The organism is Streptomyces sp. NBC_00569, assembly GCF_036345255.1.
Classification (GTDB): Bacteria; Actinomycetota; Actinomycetes; order Streptomycetales; family Streptomycetaceae; genus Streptomyces.
The window spans coordinates 393725-415113 of the sequence record NZ_CP107783.1 but is presented as its reverse complement, the minus strand read 5'-3'; the positions used below and the strand labels follow the sequence as shown (position 1 = coordinate 415113).

Below are 21389 nucleotides of genomic sequence, written 5' to 3'. Positions count from 1 at the left end.
GGGTGTGGTCAGCCCTTGACCGCGCCGAGCATCACGCCCGAGACGAAGTACCGCTGTACGAAGGGGTAGACGGCCAGAATCGGCAGCGCCGTGAGCACGATGGTCACCGACTGGATGTTCGCGGCGGCCTGGGTGAGCTGGTCGGCCGCGGCCCCCGCGTTGCCGCCCTCGGTGGCGCCCGCGATGAGGTTGCGCAGATAGACGGTGACCGGCATCAGATCGGCTCTGTCCATGTACAGGAACGCCGAGAACCATGAGTTCCAGAACGACACCGAGTAGAAGAGCACCATGGTCGCGATGACGGCCTTCGACAGCGGCAGCACGATCCGCAGCAGAGTCCCGTAGGCGCTCAGGCCGTCGATCTGCGCGGCCTCCTCGAGCTCCGCCGGCATGTTCTCGAAGAACGCCTTCATCACCAGAAGGTTGAAGACGCTGATGGCGTTCGGCAGGGCGATCGCCCAGATCGAGTTCTTGAGGCCGAGGCTGGTGATGAGCACATAGTTCGGGATCAGACCGCCGGAGAAGAACATCGTGAAGACGGCGACACCGACGAGGAACGTACGCCCGCGCAGGTCCTTCTTGGACAGGACGTACGCGTAGACCGTGGTGAGGACCATGGCGACGGCGGTGGAGAGCACCGTATAGAGGACAGTGTTCCCGTAGCTGCGCCAGAACGTCCCGTCCTGGAAGACAATCTTGTACGTGGTGAGGTTGAAGCCCTTGGGCCACAGCGTCACCTCGCCCGCCCGGATCTGGCGCTCCCCGCTGAACGAGCGGGCGACGATATTGACGATCGGGTAGAGCGTGACCACCACGACCAGCGTCAGGATCACGGCGTTGACGCTTTGGAAGACACGGTAGCCGCGGGTCGCGCTGTTCACGGTCGTCGCGGCGCGGGGGCGGGTCTGGATGCTCACCACAGGCTCGTCCCCACGGTCTTGCGCGACAGCCGGTTCGCGGACGTGATCAGCACGAGGCCGATGATCGCCTCGAACAGGCCGATGGCGGCGGCATAGCTGAAGGAGTTCGACTCGACACCGGTGCGGTACAGGTAGGTGGAGACGACGTCCGCCGTCGGGTACGTCAGCGGGTTGTAGAGCAGCAGGATCTTCTCGAAGCCGACGACCATGAACGTGCCGATGTTGAGGATCAGCAGCGTGATCATGGTGGGGCGGATGCCCGGGAGCGTCACATGCCAGGTCTGCTGCCAGCGGTTCGCGCCGTCGATCCGGGCCGCCTCGTACAGGTCCTCGTCGATCGTGCTCAACGCGGCGAGATAGAGGATCGTGCCCCAGCCAGCCGTCTGCCAGACCTCGGAACCGACGTAGATCGTCCGGAACCAGCCGGGCTCCTGGATGAACCGGACCGGATCGTGGCCGAACGTCGTGAGCACGTGGTTGATCGGGCCGTCCGACGCCAGCATCTGCACCGTGATGCCCGCGACGATCACGATGGACAGGAAGTGCGGCAGGTACGAGATCGACTGCACGAAGCGTTTCAGTGCGGTGCGCCTGACCTCGTTGAGCAGCAGGGCCAGCACGATCGGCACCGGGAAGCAGAACAGCAGCGTCAGCAGGCCCATCCGGAGGGTGTTCCCGAAGACCTGCCAGAACGACGGATCGCTGAGGAACATCCGCACATAGCGCAGGCCCACCCACTCCTCGCCGAGGATCGAACCGCCCGGCTGGAAGCGGCGGAACGCAATCACGTTGCCGATCATCGGCAGATAGCGGAAGACGAGGAAGAACAGGATCGGCAGCACCGCGAGGGAGTACAGCTGCCAGTCGCGGCGCAGGGACCGGCGCCAGGAACGACGGCCGGACGGAAGCTTCCTGTCGGGCGGCGGGTCGGGCGGGGCGCCGGTGCGGGGCTGGCTGCCCGTCATGGTGGGGGAGCTCATGCAGGGCCTTTCGTCACTCGGGCAGGCAGAGGTCATCACAAGGGAGGGGAAAGATGTTCCGAGAACTTTCGGGAATCTTCCGGTAACGTCGCCGCAACCTAAAGCCGCTCTCGACCCCTGTCAATGGGGGCTGCGTCAACGGGAGTTGGCTCCGTGACCGGCTGTGAGGTGCCTGTGCCTGCCTTCGACCTGCCCCTGGACGAACTCCAGCGCCACCGACCCGAGCCCGACGAACCCGCCGACTTCGACGCGTTCTGGCAGGCCACGCTGAAGTCCTCCGCCCACCCCGAACCCCTGATCCGCGTCCGACCCGCCGACAGCGGGCTGCGGCTCGTCGAGAGCTGGGACGTCACCTTCCGCGGCTTCGCCGGCGACCCTGTCCGCGCCTGGTACACCCGGCCCGCGGGCGAGGGCGAACTCCTGCCCGCAGTCGTCGAGTTCGCGGGCTACGGCCGAGGTCGCGGCCTTCCGTACGAGCGTCTCACCTGGGCTAACGCCGGTTACGCCCATCTGCTCATGGACAACCGCGGTCAGGGCGACCAGTACGGCAGCGGGGGTGCGACCCCCGACCCGCACGCGGCCGCGCCGGGCGGCCCGGGACCCGCGGTGCGCGGGCTGCTCGATCCGCACGACTACCACTACCGCCGCCTCATCACCGACGCGGTGTGTGCCGTGGCCGCGCTGCGCGCCCTGCCCGGCGTCGACCGGGACCGGATCGTCGCGGTGGGCAACAGCCAGGGCGGGGGAGTAGCGCTCGCCGTCGCCGGACTCGTCCCCGATCTCGCCGCGGCCCTGGTCACGGCGCCGCTGCTGTGCGGTATCCGGCGCGCCCTCGACCTGACCGACGCAGGGCCCTACGGCGAGATTGCCGCCTACCTCGCCGTGCACCGGGGCGCGGAGGGCGCCGCGTACCGCACACTCGGCTACGTCGAGGGCATCTCCTTCGCCCGCCGCGCCCACGCCCCGGCCCACTTCGGAGTCGGCCTGCGCGACATGGTCTGTCCGCCCAGCGGCGCATACGCGGCATGTCACCGCTACGGCGAACTCACCGGCGCGAACCCCGGCCGGGAGATCCATGCTTACCCGTTCAACGGCCACGAGCACGGCGACGCCGTGCACGTACGTCGCCAAATGGCCTGGCTGCGCGGGGTGCTGGGGGCAGCGGGCGCGTAGATTCAGGGCCAGGCGTTCGGCGGGTCGGACAGAAATCTCGGCTTGACCGGCGCGCGGTCGACGGCATGTCCTACGGTTTCCGGAAGACATCCGGAGATCTTTCAGGATGCAGAGGTCGATGGAGGTGGGGAACGTGGCCCGGGTTGGCGGCAAAGGCAAGGCAGCCAGGCAGAGCCCGGACGGGCCGGCCAAGGTGACGATCACCGAGATCGCGCGGGAGGCGGGGGTGTCGGTCCCGACCGTCTCGAGGGTCGTCAACGGGCGCTCCGACGTGTCGCCCGCCACTCGGGCGCGGGTCGAGGACCTGCTGCAGCGGCATGGGTACCAGCGGCGCCCGCCTGCGCCCGGCGACCGGGCGGCCCTGCTCGACCTGGTCTTCAACGACCTGGACAGCCCCTGGGCGGTGGAGATCATCCGGGGCGTCGAGGAGGTCGCGCACGAGGCGGGGGTGGGCACGGTGGTCTCCGCGATTCACGACCGGGCGGGCGCGGCCCGGCAGTGGATGACGAATCTGCGGGCCCGCGCGTCGGACGGGGTGATCCTCGTGACCTCGGTCCTCGAACCGGGGCTGCACGACGAACTGCGACGCCTGGGCGTGCCGTTGGTGGTCGTCGACCCGGCCGGTTCACCGGCCACCGAGGCGCCGACCGTCGGCGCCACGAACTGGGTGGGCGGGATAGCCGCGACGGAGCATCTGCTGGGGCTCGGCCACCGTCGGATCGGGTTCATCGAAGGCCCGCCCAGGCTGCTGTGCTCGCGCGCCCGTCTCGACGGGTACCGGGCCGCGCTGGACGTGGCCGGTGTGCCCGTGGACGACGCGCTGATCGTGCCCGGCGACTTTTACCACGAGTCCGGATTCAACGGCTGCAACCAGCTGTTGGACCTGGCCGAGCCGCCCACCGCCGTCTTCGCCGCCAGTGACCAGATGGCGCTCGGCGCGATCGAGGCGCTGCGCCGGCGCGGGCTGCGGGTGCCGGAGGACATGAGCGTCCTCGGCTTCGACGACCTCCCGGAGGTGCGCTGGTCGGCGCCGCCGCTCACGACGGTGCGTCAACCGCTGGCGGAGATGGGCAAGCTGGCGGCGCGCTTCGTCCTCGACCTGGCCCGGTCCGTCGCGCCGGCCTCGTCCCGGGTGGAGCTCGCGACGGAACTGGTGGTCAGGGCCAGTACGGCGGAGCCCCGGCAGGTCTGACGCGCTCGGCACCCATCGGGGGTGTCAACGGCCTCTTTTGTCAGGGCCGTTGACACCCCCGTCGCGTGTCCGTAACTTCCGAGGCCATCCACCGATAGTTTCGGATCTCTTCCGGAAGGTGCGTCATGCCAGCCTCCGTATCCTTGTCCCGCCGCCGCGTCCTGGGTGCCGTCAGCGTGGCCGGCCCCGGCATCGCGGTGCTCACGTCCTGCGGCGACTCGGTCTCCGGCTCCAGGGGCGGATCGGGTGGGCCCGTCGTCGAGTGGTCGCACATCCAGGCCGCCCGGTCCGGTGGCAGACGCCTCGGCGGTGCCGCGTACTGCATGCCCAACTGCTGGTGACCAGCGTCATCCCGTGCTGCTTGTTCCGTGCCCCCCCCCGACGGACTGGCAGGGGTCGCTACGCCTCCCGCGGGAGCGCGCGTCTTCTCTCGCTCGGTCCTTGCCATGGTCCCCGCGCTCGCTTGTGCCCGGTGGCCGAACGGCAGGTGACCGGCGGCATCACGGCAGGTGCGACCAAGGGCCGACCCGTCTCCGACCCACTGCAGGTGTGACAGTGCCGGTCCCCCGAACCCTGCCTGCTCGTAACGGACTTGAGGAGTTCCATGGCGCACCCCTGGCAGGACACCACCCTGCCCGCCCTCGTCCGGGCGGCGGACCTGCTCGCCCGGATGACCCCTGAGGAGAAGACCGCCCAGCTGTCCAGCGTGTGGCTGGGCGCGGACATCGGCACCGACACCGCCGCGGTCGCACCGGGCCAGCACGCGTACGTGGCCCGCAGCGCTGCCCTTGACGCCCTGCTCCCGCATGGCCTCGGACACCTCACCCGCCCCTTCGGAACCGTCCCCGTGGAGCCGGCCGAGGGCGCCGCCCGGCTCGCCGAACTGCAGTCGCGGATCCGCGCGGGCAACCGGTTCGGTGTGCCCGCCATCGCCCACGAGGAGTGCCTGACCGGTTTCTCGGCCTGGCAGGCCACCGTCTTCCCGACCCCGCTGGCCTGGGGCGCCAGCTTCGACCCGGCCCTGGTGACCGAAATGGCGCAGGCCATCGGCGCGTCGATGCGCGCGGTCGGCATCCACCAGGGCCTCGCCCCGGTCCTCGACGTCGTACGGGACCCGCGCTGGGGCCGCACCGAAGAGGCCATCGGCGAGGACCCGTACCTCGTCGGCACCATCGGGACCGCGTACGCACGGGGCCTGGAGGCCGCCGGGATCGTCGCCACCCTCAAGCACTTCGCCGGGTACTCGGCCTCGCGCGGCGCCCGCAACCACGCCCCGGCTCCGCTCGGACCCCGCGAGCTCGCGGACGTCATCCTGCCCCCGTTCGAGATGGCGGTGCGCGACGGCGGCGCCCGCTCCGTCATGTCCGCCTACAACGACATCGACGGCCTGGCCGCCCACGCCCACCCCGGGCTGCTCACCCAAGTCCTCCGCGAGGAGTGGGGGTTCACCGGTACGACCGTCAGCGACTACTTCGGCCTCTCGTTCCTGGAGTCCGCCCACAAGATCGCCGGCTCGCCCGCGGAGGCCGCCGGGCTCGCCCTCTCGGCCGGGGTCGACATCGAACTGCCCTCCGCTCGCTGCCTCAGTGAGGCCGACCACCTCCCCGAGGACCTGCTCGACCGGGCGGCGCTGCGCGTTCTCACCCAGAAGTGTGAGCTGGGCCTCCTCGACCCCGATCACGAACCGGCCGCCGACGACCTTCCCATCGACCTGAACCCCCCGCACCTGCGCGACCTGGCCCGCAGGGCGGCGCAGGAATCCGTCGTGCTGCTCGCCAACGACTTCGGTGTCCTGCCGCTCGACGACAGCCTCCGCATCGCCGTCGTCGGACCACTCGCCGACGAACAGGCGGCCATGCTCGGCTGCTACACGTTCCCCCGGCACGTCGGCGTCAACCACCCCGAACTGCCCGCCGGCATCGACGTGCCGACGTTCAACGAGGCGCTGCGCGCGGAGCCGACCGGCGCCGTGTTCGTCGACGACCCGACGGCGGCCGACGTGTGCCTGGCCGTCGTCGGCGACCGCTCGGGCCTGTTCGGGCGCGGCTCGTCCGGCGAGGGCTGCGACGCCGAGGACTTGGAACTTCCCTACAGTCAAGGGGAGTTGCTCGACAAGGTGATCGGCTCAGGCACCCCCACCGTCATCGTCGTGCTCAGTGGGCGGCCGTACGCGCTGGGCCGCTGGGCGGATCGGGCCGCCGCCGTCGTGCAGGCCTTCTTCCCCGGACAGGAGGGCGGCGGCGCCGTCGCGGGCGTTCTGTCCGGGCGCGTCGAGCCGTCGGGCCGGCTGCCCCTCGGCATCCCGCGCACCCCGGGCGGCCAGCCCGCCCCCTATCTCGCACCACCGCTGGGCCTCCACGGTGACCCGAGCAACGTCGACCCAACCGCCCTCTACCCGTTCGGGCACGGCCTGTCGTACACCACGTTCGCCTGGGACACCCCGCAGTGCGACGCCTCCGAACTGCCCACCGACGGCGAGACCACCCTGCGCCTCACTGTCCGCAACACCGGCGACCGCCCCGGCACCGAGGTCGTCCAGCTCTACCTCCACGACCCGGTCGGCACGGTCGCACGGCCGGAGATCCGTCTCGTCGGCTACGCCCGGGTCCCGCTCGACGCCGGGGCGTCGGCGGAGGTCCACGCGACGTTCCCGGCCGACCTCGCCGCGTACACCGGCGCCGACGGCCGCCGCGTCGTCGAACCCGGAGCCCTCGAACTGCGCGTTGCCGCGTCCAGCGCCCACGTCCACCACGCCGTGCCGCTCACCCTCACGGGGCCGGTTCGGGAGGTCGGGCACGGGCGGCGGATGCGGTGCGAGCTGCGCGTGAAGTGACGCGCGCGGCGCCGCGCGAAGCAAGGCCACCCACCCCTGCCCTTCATCTGAGGAGCCTCACCATGCGCACACCCGCACGCGGCAGCCGAGCCGGAGCCGCCGCTTTCGCCGCGTCCACGGCCCTGCTGCTCGGTCTCGCCGCGGTCCCCGCCGCTCACGCGGACGGCGCCCGGCACCGTGCCGCCACGCTCGACGACCTGGCCCAGCGGACCGGCCGCTACTTCGGCTCGGCCGTCGACAACCCCGAGCTGGACGACACCGCGTACGCCGACCTGCTCGGCAGCGAGTTCGGCGCCACCACCCCCGGCAACGGCATGAAGTGGTATGCGACCGAACCCCAACGCGGCGTCTTCGACTTCACCGCCGGCGACGAGATCGTGGCGTACGCGAAGGCTCACCATCTGAAGGTGCGCGGCCACACCCTGCTGTGGCACAGCCAGCTGCCGAGCTGGCTGACGGACGGCACCTGGACCGCCGGCGAACTGCGCTCGATACTCAAGAACCACATCACGACCGAGGTGAAGCACTACAAGGGCAAGGTCTTCGCCTGGGACGTCGCCAACGAGATCATGAACGAGGACGGCACGTACCGGGAGAACATCTTCTACAAGACGCTCGGCCCCGGCTACATCGCCGACGCCCTGCGCTGGGCGCACGCCGCCGACCCCAAGGTCAAGCTGTACCTCAACGACTACAACGTCGAGGGGCTCGGCGCGAAGTCGGACGCCTACTACACGCTGATCAAGCAGCTCAAGGCGGACCACGTCCCGATCGACGGCTTCGGCATGCAGGGTCACCTCGCCCTGCAGTACGGCTTCCCGAACGACATGCGGGGGAACATCCAGCGCTTCGCCGACCTGGGCCTCGATGTCGCGATCACCGAACTCGACATCCGGATGATCCTGCCGGCCGACGCTGCCACGCTGGCCCAGCAGGCCGACTGGTACGGGCAGGTCACCGACGCGTGCCTGGCCGTGCGGCGCTGTGTGGGCATCACCCTGTGGGGCTACTCAGACCGGCACTCGTGGATCCCGTCGGTCTTTCCGGGCCAGGGCGCGGCGCTGCCCTGGGACGAGAACCTTCAGCGCAAGCCCGCGTACGACGCGATCGCCGGCGCGCTCGCGGCCGCCGAGAAGAAGAAGGGCTGACCGCGCGACGACGACCCGCACCCCGGGCAGCCTCGCCTGCGGCGGTGGCCTGCTCGGCGTGTCCGGCGGCGACCGGGCACTGACCGCCGGGTGACGGCCGGGACGCTTACCCCGAGAGCTCCATTCGCCCTTGGGGTAAGCGCGTTGGTCACCCGCGGCCGTGGCTCACGGGATACGAGTGGCCGACCGCGATCTCGTCGATCCTCAACTGGTGGTAGAAGGGGACGACGGTCGCCGCCGACCAGGTGCTGTCCACCTCCAGCCTGATGTAGCGGGCCGTGGTGTCCAGGTCGACATAGCGGGTGCTGCGGGCGCTCTCCATGACACCGGTCTTCACCGGATCGCCCCAGTGCTCGCCGTCGTCACTGACGAAGACCTTGTAGTCCTTGATCCGGGCCGAGTCCTCCTTCCTGCCGAACGACTCGCGGTTGTACGTGGGCGACCACTCGGTCTGGTTCACGGCCAGGTACCGGGCCTTCTTCACGCCCCCGAGATCCAGCGTGACCGAGACGGGCACCTGAGCGTTCGAGTCCCAGTACCGGGTGAGGTCGCCGTCGGTGAGGTTGGTGGCAGGGTGGCCGTCCTTCGACGAGGTGGCGGTGGCCCGCACCGAGTCGGAGGGGTACAGGCCCTGGCGGTGCCGTTCCGTCTCCACCTTGAAGACCGTGTCGTACGGGTCCCAGGTGGCGATGCTCTTGAGTGTCACGGTGCCGTCGTGCTGGTCGAAGGCGATCTTCCGGCCGGTACGCAGATCGCTGATCCGCTTCACCTTCGTGCCGTTGTCGCGGATGCGGAGCGTGCCGGAGCCGGTTCCCGTCGGCCGCGTCGTGACATGGATGTACTGGCGCGTCGAGTCCTCCTTGCTCACCGTGGTGTAGCCGTACGCCCCGTCGTTCCAGGCGCCCGGACGCAGCCCGCCGTACAGATAGCCGCCACCCTCCACGCCGTGCAGCGACTCCCAGATCGGATCGAGATACTTAGACATGTCGTCGGTGAACGCCTGCTGCTGGGGCGGGAACGTCCCGTCCACCTGGGCCTGGAGGTCCATCAGTGACTTGTACGACGTGCCCGCGTTGGCCACGTAGCGGCGGATGTTGAGCGCCGTGTCGACCGGACGGTCCTGGCCGTCGTACCACCAGGCGCCGCTCGACGGCACCTTGTAGCAGGACTCCGTCAGACGCGGCATGGACGTCCAGTACGCGGCCGGCATGTCGTAGTCCGGCGTCATGCCCGTCTTCTGCTCATTGCTGACGGTGTCCATGATCGGCGTGTCTTCGTTGTTGTTGCTCAGGAGCATGTCCGGGCGCTGCTCACGGATCTGCTCGTACAGGTGATGCTGCTCCCAGTACTCGTTGTCGTTGTCGATCCAGAAGCCCTTCAGGTCCCGGTAGTTGTGCATCACCTCGAAGAAGTTGTCGTAGCTGAACTCTCCGAAACCGGGCCGCGTCGTCAGATCGACGTCCTTGCCCTTGTACGCGGAGTAGGCGGCGGAGTCGAAGGACTCGGGGCCCATGACGTCGTGCCACTGCGGATCGTCGGTCATGTAGAGGATGACCTTGATGCCCTTGGCCTTGGCCGCCTTGATGAGCTCCCCGAGGATGTCGCGCTTCGTCGAACAACTGCCGGGGATCTTCGACGGCCAGGGGCGGGCGTAGCCCAGGCGGCTGTGGAACGTGGCCAGGACGATGTACGAGCCGTGGATCTTCTGCGTCTCCTTGACCCAGTAGTCCGGGTTCCAGCCGCTGTCGTTCACGGCCTTCTGCCAGGAGTCGCAGTCGTAGTGCTCGGGCTGTGTGTACATGCCCCAGTGCAGGAAAAGGCCCGCGGTGGAGTTGCGCAGCCAGGTCTGGCGCGGGTTGAACATGCCCGGCACGGGGTCCGCCTGCGTGGTGGCGGTCGTGTCGGTGGCCGTGGCCGCGGGGGCGGATGCGGGGGTGAGCAGGAGAGGGCTGAACAGGGCGAGCAGGGCCGCCCACAAGGCCCACAGGCGCCGTGGCCGGCGCGCTGGTCTGCTGGACATGGGGGTTGTTCCTCCTTCGGGTGCAGCACCGTGACGTTGGCTGGACAAGGGACGCGCTGTGCAGGGGAGTTGGTGACCTCCTCGGGATCAGTCGAGTGGCCGGACGTTCAGCAGGCCGGAGGGCGGAACGTCGAGGCGGACCGCGCCCGGGGCGAAGGTGTGCGGGCCCGAGCGGGTGACCCGGCCCCGTGCGTCGTACGTGGTGAGCGTGGCCCGCACCGGCGCGTGCGGGACGACGCAGACCAGGCCGTCCGCGGCGGTGGCGTTCACCAGATCGGCCCGGGGGTGGCGCATCAGGTCGAGCGGTACGGGGCGTTCGCCGTGCGCGACGACCACCTGGGCATCACCGGCGTGCGCCCGCACGAGGGGATACAGCTCGTCCGGGCGGCCCGGCTCCATCTCGCCGTCGAGCAGGACGGGCCGCAGCCGCCGCCACTGGCGCAGCCAGAACGTCACGACCTCGCGGTGCTCCTGACTCAACTCACCTATACGACAGGACAGTTGTGGCACTGCGTGCAACACGGACTGGATCTGCCGGGCCGCTGCCTCGGCCGATGCGCCCGGGTCCCACATCAGCATGTCCGAATGGACGGCGCCGCCCATCGCGCAGAGCGCAGCGTCGATCGTGCGGATCCGGTTCGCGGTGGCGTCGGCTGGACAGTCGGTGGCGCGCAGCAGATTCCCGTACGCGCTCATGCCGGGGCCGGCGTAGGGCTGGCGCAGTTCGACCAGCGGGCCGCGCGGGCACAGTGCGCAGAGGGCGGCGCGGAGGTCACCGAGGAGCAGGGCCATCGCGGGTCCGACGGGATCGCCGCCGTCGTCCGCGTACACGGTGGCGTCGTCGAGGAAGTCCAGCTTCAGGCCGTCGAGCCCGTGGTCGGCGACGAGCCGGGTGCACACCTCCAGGACGTGTGCGCGCACCCGTGGCTCCCGGGGGTCGAGGACATGTGCGCCCGGCGCGGTCGGGCTGGGGACGCGGGCGTACGGGGAGAGCCGCGGCCACTCGGGGGAGTCCGGCCCCAGGAGCAGCGGGGCGATCCATGCCATGTACGCCACGCCCAGACCCTGCACGCCGCGCACATGCCCGGCGAGATCGGGGAACTTGACCGCGTCGACCTGCCAGTCGCCGGCCCAGGCGTAGCCGCGCTCCCGGCCGCCGCGCTGCCAGCCGTCGTCGAGGATCAGCAGTCCGCAGCCGAGTGCGGCGGCGCGCCCGGCCTCCAGCGCGACGCTGTCGGCCGTGAGCTCCTGCCCGAAGGCGTACCAGGTGGAGTAGGCGGGGGTACGGCCCGCCTCGGGCAGCGTCAGCGGCGGCAGCTTCGCGGCGCCCACGAGCCGCCGGCGCAGCAGGCGCAGCGCCGCCGCGGGGGAGGGGCTGCGGACCGCGAACAGCACGGTGAACGGCTGCCGTCCGGCGGTGAGTTCAAGATGCACCGCGAACAGCTTGCGCTGCTCCGAGACGCCGAAGACCAGGTGCGTCTCGGCCGTCGCGTCCTCGGCGGCGAAGGTGAGCAGCGTCTGCCCCGACGTCTCGTACAGGCAGCCGATCGCGCAGCCGTGCACCAAGCCGGCGTTCAGTCGCCCGGCCCAGTCCGGCGGCAGGGACCGCTGCCAGCCGGCGTCCGGGTACCAGTAGCCGACGGCGTCCTGCAGGGGCGTCGCCAGGCGGATCTCCACGGCGGCGCCCTCGGGGGCTGATACCTCCAATGCCCTCACGCCGTCGGGGAGTTCACGCACTACGGGGGCTGTGGGGGCTCCGTCGACGAGCACGGCGACGCCGACCCGGTCGATGAGCGCGGTGGTGGGTGCGGGTGGGCGTTCTGCCGTGGTGACCGCGATCGACGGCACGTATGTCCTCCGGGCAGGCGACTGCAGAGACGAGTGGCCGATTCGTGAGCGTTCCCGTGAGCGTTCACGGAGTACCTTGGAGCCGCGACATGTCCCCGTCAAGACCAGTGCGAGGGATTCCTGAATTCAACCTTGATCGCCTCAACTGCCCCATGGTGGCGTCCCGTTGACAGCAACGAACGAGCTGCTCATCATGTCCGTGAGCGCTCACGTGAACCGTCCGGCAGCGACGACGGACGACGCTTGGGCAGGCAGAGAGGAACGTTCCCCGAGATGCCCACCCCCCGCACGTCCCGGCGCGGGCGTCACGGCGTCACCATCGACGACGTGGCCCGCTCCGCGGGTGTCTCCCGGCAGACCGTCTCCCGCGCCATCAACGACAAGCCGGAGATCGACCCGGACACCCGGGCCCGGATCCTGGAGGTCGCCCACACGCTCGGCTACCGGCCCAACCGGCATGCGCGCGGCATGGCGGGCCCCGCGACGACCACGCTCGGCCTGGTCGTCGCCGATGTGCTCAACCCGTTCTTCCCCGAGGTCGTCGCCGGAGTGATGGAGGCCGCCGACGAACGTGACTGGCAGGTCGCCGTCTACAGCACCGGGTCGGCCCTCGAACGCGAGCAGAGGGTGGCGGCCACTGTCGCCGACCATGTCGACGCGTGCGTCGGCTACTTCTTCGCCGAGAGCGCCATCGAACGGGTGCGGGGCACCGGTATCCCGCTGGTGCTCCTGGACCACGACACCCGGCCGCCTGCCGCCGGCGGCGTCCGCATCGACTTCGAGTCCGGGATGCGGCAGGCCCTCGAACACCTCATGGCGGCCGGACACCGGCGCGTGGTGATGCTCGATGACAGGGCCCGCGGGGATGGGGCGGACCCGCACTCCCGGCGCGCCCTGTTCCTCGCCCTGGCCGCCGAGCACGGCCTCGACACCGGCGGGGCTCCGGTCGTGCCCGTGGCCAACTGCGTGCAGGGCGGAGCCGACGGCATGGACCGCGTGCTCGCCGAACACCCCGGCACCACCGCAGTCCTCGGCTACAACGACCTGATCGCGGTCGGCGCCATGCGCCGCGCGCTGCGCCGCGGCCTGGACGTACCGGGCGACTGCGCCTTCGTCGGGTGCGACGGCCTGATGCTCGGCGAGCTGATGGACCCGCCGCTCACCACGCTGCACGTGGACAAGCACCAAGTGGGCCGGGCCGCAGTCGAGCAGGTCGCGGCGCTCGTACAGGGCCGAGGCCCTCTCGCCGAGCGAGTGATCGTGCCGCGCCTGGTGGTACGCGAGTCGGCCTGAGCGGAGCGCGCCCACTGGCCGGCCGTAGACGCAGCAAGCGGCACAACGCCCGTCGCCGGCGGCAGATCCGGCATCGGCGTGCGCGTGCGGATTCCGGTGGGGAGTCTGAGGCTTCCTGTTTCGCTGCGCGGTGCTGTGCTGCTGCCGGGCTCATGGTCGGCCCGGTAGCGGCAGGAACCGGGAGAACTTCCTCTGAGGTGCAAGGCTCATTGCCTATGGATCGGTGTCGCGTCGGCGCGTGGGGGCGTAGCGTTCCGAGTGATCGCTCGACCGGTATGAGCAGGCCGACGTCGCAACGTCGGTCGGGAGAGGCGCGCCCATGCTCCGCGTAGTCAACGCAGACGGCATCGTGCCCGACTGCTCCCTCATCGACGAGATCGTCGGCGAAGGTGCAAGCGGGATGCTGGCCGCTGTGCCGGAGGCCGAAGTCGGCACCTCCATAGCCGAGTTGGCCGCCGCATGAACCGGCCTGCACTCAAAGATGCACCCTGGATGGTCCTGATCGGCCCGGCCGGCACCGGGAAGACCACCCTTGGCCGGGAGATCGCGGGAAGGGCACAGAGGCCGTTCGTCGATCTGGACGCCGCTGCGGAGGAGTACTACGCGCAGGTGGGATGGAGCATCCCCAGACTCCGCGAGCGCATCGCGGCAGTCGGGCGCCTCGCGGCGGAGTCCGAGTGGGAAGGCGCTCGAGCGCACGCTGTGGCCCGTGTGGTGGCCGACCATCCCGCTGCCGTGATCGCACTGGGCGCAGGCCACACCAGCTACACCGACCCCGTACACCTGGCCGAGGTGCGCACCGTGTTGAGCCACTGCCGACACGTGGTCCGAGTGCTGCCCTCACCCGACCGCGAGTTCTCGCTCACCCTCCTACGGCAACGCTGCACAGCGACCAAGGGGCAGTCCTGGATCATCGACGGACACGACTTCCTGGGGCAGTGGCTCGACGACCCCGACGCGCGACAGATGGCGACGAGGACGATCTATACGAAGAACGAGACCCCCGCTGAGACCGCAGCGCGGCTGATCGAAAACGCCTGAGCAGACCACACTCAACAGATCCGCCACCTTCTGCTCGACCTATCCGCCCGGATCGGCGGCCCGCCGCCTTCATGGGCGGCGGGGACTTGGGTGGGGAGGGGGGAGGGGGAGCCGGTCCGCCCTCCGGACGGGGCTTGGCCATGACCGACGCGACCAGAGCAGTCCTCGATGGCGGCCACGAGGTCCTGGGTACCCGCCCCGCCGGTCCCTCCCTGTGGTTCTGCAGAAGCTATGACCGACACCCCACCGCTACCTCGAGTGATCCACAAGAAGTGCCCTGGTCATTCCGGCACAAGACGTTGGTGACACGCGCCGGCCGGTGCCGGTGAATCTCACGTGCCTCGACGGACATCGGTCGGGTAGCGTGCGAGCCATGTCGAGTCCTGAGTCAGACAAGGTGGGGGCTTTCGGTCACGCCGTCAGCCCCCTGAAGCACTGAACTCGTAGTCCTGTCGTTGCGCCACCTTGTGCGGCGGTGGGACGAGTGTGCCCGTGGGGCCGGCCGCGGTGACGAGATGACCCTCTCGTGCTTCTCCTCACCTCGGAGCCTTCGATGCCTCCCCCGCTGTACCTGCTTGCCATGGCGGTCTTCGCCATGGGCACCTCGGAGTTCATGCTCGCCGGGCTGTTGCCGGGCATCGCCTCAGATCTCGACGTCTCAGTCGGGACAGCAAGCGTGCTCACCTCAGCCTTCGCGATCGGCATGATGGTCGGCGCCCCTCTCGTGGCCGCGCTTGCGCGCAACTGGCCCAGGCGCTCCAGTCTTCTCGGATTCGTCCTTGCCTTCGCGGCAGCTCACGCTGTGGGCGCCATCACCACGAGCTTTCCGGTCCTGGTCGCTACCCGGGTCGTCGCCGCGCTCGCGAACGCAGGGTTCATCGCCGTAGCTCTGACGGCTGCCGCCACGCTGGTGCCGGCCGACAGGAAGGGACGTGCGCTGGCCGTCCTGCTGTCGGGCACGACGGTGGCGACTGTCGCCGGTGTCCCCGGCGGGTCTGTACTGGGCACAGTGTTCGGCTGGCGGGCCACATTCTGGGCTGTCGCCGCTCTCTGCCTCCCTGCAGCCCTCGGCATTCTGAAGGGCATCCCAGCGGGACGGGGGAAAGAGGACGCGACTGGCGGGCCGGCTCTGCGAGCAGAGCTCGCCTCGCTGGCGGGGCCGCGGTTGATCGTGGTGATGCTGCTCGGCGCGCTGGTGAACGCGGCAACATTCGGAAGCTTCACCTTCCTCGCCCCGGTCGTGACCGACACCGCCGGGCTGAGCGAACTGTGGATCTCTGTCGTACTGGTGCTCTTCGGCGCCGGTTCCTTCGTCGGCGTCACCGTCGCGGGCCGGCTGTCCGACCGGCGTCCAGGCCTGGTCGTCGCACTCGGTGGTCCGCTGCTGGTCGTCGGCTGGCCGGCCCTTGCGGAACTGGCCGACAAGCCGGTCGCTCTGTGCACCCTCGTGTTCGTACAAGGCGCGCTGTCGTTCGCACTGGGCAGCACGCTGATCACGCGGGTCCTCTACGAGGCGGCGCAAGCCCCCACCATGGCCGGCTCGTACGCGACCGCGGCACTCAACTTCGGTGCCGCCGCCGGCCCAGCCGTCGCCGCGACCACCCTCAGCACCGAGTTCGGCGACCTCGGACCGCTGTGGATGAGCGGGCTCCTGGTCGCTGTCGCGCTACTCATCGCGTTCCCCCTCCGCACTGTGGTCGCGGCGGGCCGAAGCGCCGAGGTGCTCCAATGACACATGCGAATGCTTTCCCTCCTTCAGGGAGGGAGTACAAGTCAACTGTTCCACTGCCACAACGCGGAACACGAGGACATGGGCATGATGGTCGACTTGGAAATAGCCTGATGCGTCGATGTCATCCGGGTGGAGGTCGACGACGAAGGGATCCGCTGGGCCGGTGAGACAGTCAGGGCTTCGGAGAACTGCACGATTTGGTTGATCGAAGCCGCTCGCCTGGCTACCGCAGCTGCAGCCGCCGACTGTACGAGCAGGGAGGGCAACTCATTGCCCTGTTCCGAGAAGGGCGGTTCCCTTGTCTGGCGGCTGTTGGTCAGTCATCGGGTGTCAGTGGTGCCGCATAGCATCCGCTTCATGCGTGAGTTCTTCGTGGTCGGTGGACGGAAACTGTCGTATCTGGATTTCGGAGGTCCGGGTACGCCGCTTCTGGCCCTGCATGGGCACTACAACGAGGCGTCGGCGTTCGCGCCTCTGGCCGAGGCGCTGGCGCCGCGGTGGAGGGTGATCGCGCTCGATCAACGTGGGCACGGTGAGTCCGATCGTGCTCAGCGTTACGAGCGGGACGATTACGTTGCTGACGTAGCCGCCTTCCATCGGCATCTGGGCATCGGGCCGGTGGCGGTGCTGGGCCACTCGCTGGGGGGAGTGAACGCGTACCAGTACGCTGCCCGGCAGCCGGATCAGGTCTCTGCGCTGATCATTGAGGACATCGGCGCGGTGGTGAACTGTGACTGGTCATTCACCGTGCGCCTGCCCCGCCATGCACCGTCGCGCCAGGATCTGGTGGCCGCCCTGGGCTCGGCTGCCGCCTATCTGGAGTGTTCCTTCCGTCGGTTGGAGGGCGGCTGGGGATTCTCGTTCGACATCGAGCACACGGTGGCGTCCCAGAAGGCACTCAATGGCGATCACTGGCAGGACTGGACGGCGGTGGCCTGCCCCACTCTTCTGATCCGGGGAACACGCAGCGATGAGCTGGCGGCCGCCCATGCCGGGGAAATGATCACCCGTCGTGCCGGCAAGGCCCGCCTCGCGGAGCTGCCTGCCGGGCATGTCGTGCACCACGATGCTCCGGCCCGTTTCGCCGCCGCTGTCGAGGACTTTCTGTCCGTTCCGGGCTGAAGCGCAGTTCAGTGCCGCAGTAGCAGTAGCAGTAGCAGCAGCAGCAACAGCCAGTGGCGGGCGGAGACGGCGAGGGCCGCGGTGGGCACGGCGACTGTCGACGAAGCCGTCCAGCGTCCAGGTGCTGCCGGACCTGACCGGCCGACAGCCGCAGCCGCGCCGTCCCTTCTACGGGGCGGTGTGCGCGGCCTTGACCCGCTCGCGCACCTGGTCCGGATAGCGCTCCGTGAAGCGGGCCGCCAGGACCAGCAGGACCACGGGGATGACCCAGTTGAGCCAGTCGGCACCGGAGGTGGTGTGCAGCGCGACCAGCCCGAGTACGGCCGTGGCGACGAAGACGCCGCCCCAGACCAGGGTGAGCACCCGGTTCACGTGCCGGAAGACGGGAGAGGCCCAGACCTCCGGGGGCGTGGACTCCCGCGCGTACTGTTCGGTGAACGGCACGAATGCCAGCGATCCCAGCGCCACCGCTGCGATGACCGCGCTGGACAGTACCTGGGCGTACGTCTCCAGCCAGAGCATGTCCTGGCGGTCGAGGAAGAGTGCGAGCAGAGCCATGACGCCGAAGAAGAGGATGCCGGTGACCTCCAGGACCTTGAAGGAACCCCGGCGGAGATCCGGCAGATTGAGCACCACTGCGGCGACGAGAGCCGCCAGCGCGGCGTACTCCCAGGTACTGGGAGACGCGACGACGTCGAAGATGATCCACGGGGCGAACGCGAAGAGCAGATTTCCGGTTCGCCCTCCGGAATTCGCTGACTCCACCGTGCACCTCCGGTGTCTGGCCCGAAGCGGCGAAGCGGCCAGGTGCCGCTTCTCCATGGTGATACCGCGCGGCACGGTGCCGCCTCTCCATGGTGGTCCCGAGCCACTGCGCCCGCACCATCTCACTCACGTTGCGACAGGTCGGCTCCGGCGATTGAATGGAAGGTCGGCACGTAAGCCGCTGAAGGGAAGGCCGGGGCGACACCCGAGCAGGTGCGCACACACCCCGTCGGGGAAGGGCTCCATGGCCACGCACACCCCCGCAGGTGTTCGACCAGATCCGTGTCCTCCACCTTTCCCGCCAGGTTCGTCCTGGTCACCGAGGAAGCGGACGAGTGTGGGCCGCAGGTAACGAGGGACGGGCGGCAACTGGTGGGGCGACCGGCACGACGTTGAAGGGGCCGTCAACGAGGTCGGCGGAGCCGACGCCGGATCTCCCGGACCTTCTGCCGTGTCGATGCTGTTCGGCCGGTCTCTTCGGTGCCGGCGCCGGCTGGTCTTTCCCGGGAGAGGTGGGCGCGGTGCCGTGATCGCGGAGCCATCGATCCTGCGATGGCGCGATTCTGGCGCCTGGTCTCGGACATGCCCCTTGAGCTGGGGTTGGCGCAATCCAACGCCGTTTCCTGGAACCGAAGTTGCTGAGACAGAACCCGGACATTCACAGGATCATTTCAGGATCGACTCGGCCCTAGTGTCATCGGTGTCAGCAGGAAACACCTGTGACCGACAGCCGCTGGAGATCATGATGCGTTCGCGTCTCGCCGCCCGTTCCGCCCGTCTCGTCCTGGCCGCCGCGGCCGTGACGGCCCTCGCCGCCACCACCACCGCCTGCAACAACGACGACACCGCGGACGCCGCCAGCTCCGCGACCCCATCCGCCGCCGCCTCCTCCGGCAGCCCGTCGGCAGGCTCCTCAGCCGGCGGCTCCAACTCCAGTGGCTCCACCGACAAGACCGGCTCCGGCGACGACGGCAAGAGCGGCTCCGGCGACGGCGGGAAGAGCGGCTACGGGCAGTCCTGCGGCACCAACGACCTTGACTTCACGGTCACCTCGGAGTCCCAGGCCGGCGGCTACTACCAAGTCACCGCCAAGGCCAAGTCCGGCATCACCTGCTACCTGGATGTCAACACGCCCAGCGTGTCCTTCGGCTCCGGCGCCGACGGCGTCGCGTCCCCCGTCGGACAGGGTGGCGAAGACCCCATCAAGCTCACCGGCTCCGCCGTCGCGTACACCGGTATCAGCCCCAAGACCACCAAGAGCAATGCCGGCAAGGAATTCGAGAACGTCATCATCGCCCTCACCGACAACGACCCCAACCCCGCCGAACTCAAGCTCCCCGACACCGCCAACGTCGACAAGCCCATCGTCACCAACTGGTCCACCAACCGCGCCGAGACGGTCCCCGTCATCGTCTGACGAACCCCGATCCCGAGCCGGCCACCACTGCCGTCGAGCCGCCCACCCTGCCTGAGCGCACTCGATCACGTGAGCATGAGGGCCTGGGGACTCGACGACCCGCGTCACCGCAACGAGCGTGTGAGCCATACGACTTCACCGCTGTCGTCCGTGGAAACGTGATCCCGCTCGAACCCGAGCTTCTCAAGGACACGCAACGACGGTGTGTTCCAGGGGCGGACGGTCGACCAGAGCCGTTTCCGCCCGGTCGCCATGGCGGCGTCGAGCACCGCACCGGCGGCCTCGGTGGCATAACCACGCCCATGCGCGCGCTGGAACAACTCATACGCGATTTCAGGCTCCTCTACGGTGGCGCGGCCGGTGATCAATCCGCAATAGCCGATGAAGTCGCCTTCTTCACGGCGCTGGATGGGCAGCAGGGCAATCCCCGTCGTCGCCGCTGCGGTGAGCTGATGCGCGATGATCGTCCGGGTGTGCTCAACCGTCGGCGTCCCGTTGCCGCGTTCGGAGTGGAGAGCGCGCAGCTCAGCGGCGTCCGACTCGGCCCACGGCCGCAGTATGAGCCGCTCGGTCCCCAGGTGGACCGACATCGTCTCGTACGTAGACATGCCCCTACTCTGCCTCCTGACGGGACAACGACCGCGGAAGGTCTCCCGTTTCTCCGCCCCGGCCGCCTGTGGCCTGAGAGCGGTCGGGACTGGAGCGTGGGTGCCACTGTCCAGGAGTCTGTGAGCGTAATTGCGCGACCGTCCGAGGGGGGCACCACATGGCGCAGCAGGGGATGATCGCGGTGGACCGCATGGGCGGCTCGACTGCAGCAGTGGCTGTGGACGCCTTCAGGCTGATCTACGCCGAAGCGTTCGCCGAGCCTCCGTACAACGAGACCGAGGACGACGTCGCTGCCGCCTTCCGCCGCTTCCCCGTCCAAGCGCGCAACCGCACCTTCCGCGCCACCTTGGCCCGTTGTGAGGGCGGCGAGCCGGTCGGCATGGCGTACGGTTTCCCGCTCGGTCCCGACACGGGCTGGTGGGACGAACTGACCGAGCCGGTGCCCGAGGACATGCGGCGCGAGGACGGGCTCCGCACTTTCGGGCTCATGGAACTCGCCGTGCGTGGACCGTGGCGTGGACAGGGCATCGCGCGTCGTCTGCACGGGATGCTGCTCGACGGCATCGGAGCCGAGCGGGTGCTGTTGAACGTGCACCCGGGAAGCAAGGCGGCGTCGGCCGCTTACCGGGCGTGGGGATACCGCAAGATCGGCGAGGCACGGCTGTGGGGGGAGAGCGCGGACCTGCATGACGTGATGCTGCTCGACCTGCGCCGAGAGCAGCCGATGTGTTCCCACGTCAATTGCTGATCGGCGCGCTCGTAGACGTTCACGGGAAGGGACGGCGCTGCGGTCAGCGGGTTTGCTCGGTCATCGGGCGACGAGGCCCTTGTGGCGGGAAGCGCGCGTCAATTCGGGCCATGTCCGAGACGTTGGCGGCACTTCTATGACGAGTTGGCTGACGTACCGCTGTTTGCGGCCCGCGTCGGCGAGTAGGTGACGCCACCGCCCGGCGTGGGACGGCAGATGTGAGCAGCCTCCGGCGGATTCCCCGGCCCGAGTGCGGCTGTTGGCGAGGCGGCAGGAGTCGGCCCCGGTCTCGCGGATCGTGCAGCTCAAGGCTGTGCGCCAGCGATGGCCTCACAGAGACGGAGACCGGCGAACGGCATCAGCGTCCGGGCACGTGCTCACGCCGAATCGCCCCATCCGACTTCGCCTTTGACATGCCGCGGCGCTCTTGCGCCGGGTAGATATGCGGCCCGGCGTAATCCACCTGAGCGGATCGCGTGGGCGGGAGTGCCCCGTACCCGCCGCAGGGACCGTGGGCGGGTGCCCCCGTGTGGCGATTGAGCAGGCGT

19 protein-coding genes are annotated in these 21389 nt (G+C 69.4%); 13 read left to right on the top strand and 6 right to left on the bottom strand.

All coding sequences use genetic code 11. The annotated features are described in order from the left end of the window. Positions 1-8: 8 nt before the first annotated feature. Both OHO83_RS01950 and OHO83_RS01945 read right to left on the bottom strand, forming a co-directional pair. Positions 9-917 (bottom strand): carbohydrate ABC transporter permease, encoded by a 909-nt coding sequence (locus OHO83_RS01950; protein ID WP_405633987.1) that lies wholly within the window; start codon positions 915-917, stop codon positions 9-11. Continuing rightward, positions 914-1900: an ABC transporter permease gene (locus OHO83_RS01945; RefSeq protein WP_266679557.1), complete on the bottom strand. Its 987-nt coding sequence runs from the start codon at positions 1898-1900 to the stop codon at positions 914-916. The genes OHO83_RS01950 and OHO83_RS01945 overlap by 4 nt, the downstream gene beginning before the upstream one ends. 174 nt (positions 1901-2074) lie before the next feature. Between OHO83_RS01945 and OHO83_RS01940 the strand changes: the two genes are divergently transcribed. The 5 genes from OHO83_RS01940 (at position 2075) to OHO83_RS01920 (ending at position 8246) form a co-directional block, all read left to right on the top strand. Further along, the gene (locus tag OHO83_RS01940) at positions 2075-3073 is read left to right on the top strand and encodes an acetylxylan esterase (RefSeq protein WP_330278500.1); all 999 of its coding nucleotides are present in this window, start codon (positions 2075-2077) and stop codon (positions 3071-3073) included. Positions 3074-3206: 133 nt separating this feature from the next. Then, a complete protein-coding gene (locus tag OHO83_RS01935; protein WP_266679561.1) occupies positions 3207-4265 on the top strand; it encodes a LacI family DNA-binding transcriptional regulator in 1059 nt (352 codons plus the stop codon). Positions 4266-4390: 125 nt separating this feature from the next. Then, the gene (locus OHO83_RS01930) at positions 4391-4606 is read left to right on the top strand and encodes a hypothetical protein (RefSeq protein WP_266679563.1); all 216 of its coding nucleotides are present in this window, start codon (positions 4391-4393) and stop codon (positions 4604-4606) included. A gap of 263 nt (positions 4607-4869) precedes the next feature. After that, positions 4870-7098 carry a glycoside hydrolase family 3 N-terminal domain-containing protein gene (locus OHO83_RS01925; protein ID WP_266679565.1) on the top strand — a complete coding sequence of 743 codons (2229 nt, stop codon included), beginning with the start codon at positions 4870-4872 and terminating at the stop codon, positions 7096-7098. A gap of 62 nt (positions 7099-7160) precedes the next feature. Further along, positions 7161-8246 (top strand): endo-1,4-beta-xylanase, encoded by a 1086-nt coding sequence (locus OHO83_RS01920; RefSeq protein ID WP_266679567.1) that lies wholly within the window; start codon positions 7161-7163, stop codon positions 8244-8246. Positions 8247-8394: 148 nt separating this feature from the next. Here OHO83_RS01920 and OHO83_RS01915 read toward each other — a convergent pair whose 3' ends face one another. Then, positions 8395-10266, bottom strand: a complete 1872-nt coding sequence (locus OHO83_RS01915; protein WP_266679569.1) for an alpha-L-fucosidase — start codon at positions 10264-10266, stop codon at positions 8395-8397. An 87-nt stretch (positions 10267-10353) separates the two neighbouring features. Beyond that, positions 10354-12114, bottom strand: coding sequence for a glycoside hydrolase family 36 protein (locus OHO83_RS01910; RefSeq protein ID WP_330278499.1), 1761 nt, complete (start codon positions 12112-12114; stop codon positions 10354-10356). A gap of 273 nt (positions 12115-12387) precedes the next feature. Between OHO83_RS01910 and OHO83_RS01905 the strand changes: the two genes are divergently transcribed. From OHO83_RS01905 to OHO83_RS01885, 6 genes are all read left to right on the top strand, one after another. Beyond that, complete coding sequence (locus tag OHO83_RS01905) at positions 12388-13407, top strand: LacI family DNA-binding transcriptional regulator (protein ID WP_266679573.1); 1020 nt, start codon at positions 12388-12390, stop codon at positions 13405-13407. A 319-nt stretch (positions 13408-13726) separates the two neighbouring features. After that, positions 13727-13870, top strand: a complete 144-nt coding sequence (locus OHO83_RS01900) for a hypothetical protein (protein WP_266679575.1) — start codon at positions 13727-13729, stop codon at positions 13868-13870. Between the two features lie 29 nt (positions 13871-13899). Continuing rightward, the gene (locus tag OHO83_RS01895; RefSeq protein ID WP_266679577.1) at positions 13900-14448 is read left to right on the top strand and encodes a shikimate kinase; all 549 of its coding nucleotides are present in this window, start codon (positions 13900-13902) and stop codon (positions 14446-14448) included. Between the two features lie 553 nt (positions 14449-15001). Continuing rightward, the gene (locus OHO83_RS01890; protein WP_266679579.1) at positions 15002-16180 is read left to right on the top strand and encodes a Cmx/CmrA family chloramphenicol efflux MFS transporter; all 1179 of its coding nucleotides are present in this window, start codon (positions 15002-15004) and stop codon (positions 16178-16180) included. Between the two features lie 3 nt (positions 16181-16183). Then, positions 16184-16291, top strand: coding sequence for a multicopper oxidase domain-containing protein (locus OHO83_RS46875; RefSeq protein ID WP_405633985.1), 108 nt, complete (start codon positions 16184-16186; stop codon positions 16289-16291). Positions 16292-16537: 246 nt separating this feature from the next. Next, positions 16538-17302 (top strand): alpha/beta fold hydrolase, encoded by a 765-nt coding sequence (locus OHO83_RS01885; protein WP_266679580.1) that lies wholly within the window; start codon positions 16538-16540, stop codon positions 17300-17302. Positions 17303-17470: 168 nt separating this feature from the next. On the opposite strand, the gene OHO83_RS01880 is transcribed toward OHO83_RS01885, so the two are convergent. Continuing rightward, positions 17471-18067 (bottom strand): hypothetical protein, encoded by a 597-nt coding sequence (locus OHO83_RS01880; RefSeq protein WP_266679582.1) that lies wholly within the window; start codon positions 18065-18067, stop codon positions 17471-17473. 745 nt (positions 18068-18812) lie between these two features. On the opposite strand from OHO83_RS01880, the gene OHO83_RS01875 reads away from it, so the two are divergent. Next, complete coding sequence (locus OHO83_RS01875) at positions 18813-19484, top strand: hypothetical protein (RefSeq protein WP_266680284.1); 672 nt, start codon at positions 18813-18815, stop codon at positions 19482-19484. 104 nt (positions 19485-19588) lie between these two features. On the opposite strand, the gene OHO83_RS01870 is transcribed toward OHO83_RS01875, so the two are convergent. Then, on the bottom strand, positions 19589-20092 hold the full coding sequence (locus OHO83_RS01870) for a GNAT family N-acetyltransferase (protein ID WP_266679584.1): 504 nt from the start codon (positions 20090-20092) through the stop codon (positions 19589-19591). Positions 20093-20250: 158 nt separating this feature from the next. On the opposite strand from OHO83_RS01870, the gene OHO83_RS01865 reads away from it, so the two are divergent. Further along, positions 20251-20841 carry a GNAT family N-acetyltransferase gene (locus OHO83_RS01865; protein ID WP_266679586.1) on the top strand — a complete coding sequence of 197 codons (591 nt, stop codon included), beginning with the start codon at positions 20251-20253 and terminating at the stop codon, positions 20839-20841. Positions 20842-21389: the final 548 nt, after the last annotated feature.

What these genes read in the sequence shown, in the direction of transcription:
- OHO83_RS01890 (WP_266679579.1), top strand. Translation starts at nt 15,002, where the DNA reads ATGCCTCCCCCGCTGTACCTGCTTGCCATGGCGGTCTTCGCCATGGGC.
- OHO83_RS01875 (WP_266680284.1), top strand. Translation starts at nt 18,813, where the DNA reads ATGCGTTCGCGTCTCGCCGCCCGTTCCGCCCGTCTCGTCCTGGCCGCC.
- OHO83_RS01925 (WP_266679565.1), top strand. Translation starts at nt 4,870, where the DNA reads ATGGCGCACCCCTGGCAGGACACCACCCTGCCCGCCCTCGTCCGGGCG.
- OHO83_RS01930 (WP_266679563.1), top strand. Translation starts at nt 4,391, where the DNA reads ATGCCAGCCTCCGTATCCTTGTCCCGCCGCCGCGTCCTGGGTGCCGTC.
- OHO83_RS01945 (WP_266679557.1), bottom strand. Translation starts at nt 1,900, where the DNA reads ATGAGCTCCCCCACCATGACGGGCAGCCAGCCCCGCACCGGCGCCCCG.
- OHO83_RS01905 (WP_266679573.1), top strand. Translation starts at nt 12,388, where the DNA reads ATGCCCACCCCCCGCACGTCCCGGCGCGGGCGTCACGGCGTCACCATC.
- OHO83_RS01895 (WP_266679577.1), top strand. Translation starts at nt 13,900, where the DNA reads ATGGTCCTGATCGGCCCGGCCGGCACCGGGAAGACCACCCTTGGCCGG.
- OHO83_RS46875 (WP_405633985.1), top strand. Translation starts at nt 16,184, where the DNA reads ATGCGAATGCTTTCCCTCCTTCAGGGAGGGAGTACAAGTCAACTGTTC.
- OHO83_RS01885 (WP_266679580.1), top strand. Translation starts at nt 16,538, where the DNA reads ATGCGTGAGTTCTTCGTGGTCGGTGGACGGAAACTGTCGTATCTGGAT.
- OHO83_RS01870 (WP_266679584.1), bottom strand. Translation starts at nt 20,092, where the DNA reads ATGTCTACGTACGAGACGATGTCGGTCCACCTGGGGACCGAGCGGCTC.
- OHO83_RS01900 (WP_266679575.1), top strand. Translation starts at nt 13,727, where the DNA reads ATGCTCCGCGTAGTCAACGCAGACGGCATCGTGCCCGACTGCTCCCTC.
- OHO83_RS01865 (WP_266679586.1), top strand. Translation starts at nt 20,251, where the DNA reads ATGGCGCAGCAGGGGATGATCGCGGTGGACCGCATGGGCGGCTCGACT.
- OHO83_RS01915 (WP_266679569.1), bottom strand. Translation starts at nt 10,266, where the DNA reads ATGTCCAGCAGACCAGCGCGCCGGCCACGGCGCCTGTGGGCCTTGTGG.
- OHO83_RS01920 (WP_266679567.1), top strand. Translation starts at nt 7,161, where the DNA reads ATGCGCACACCCGCACGCGGCAGCCGAGCCGGAGCCGCCGCTTTCGCC.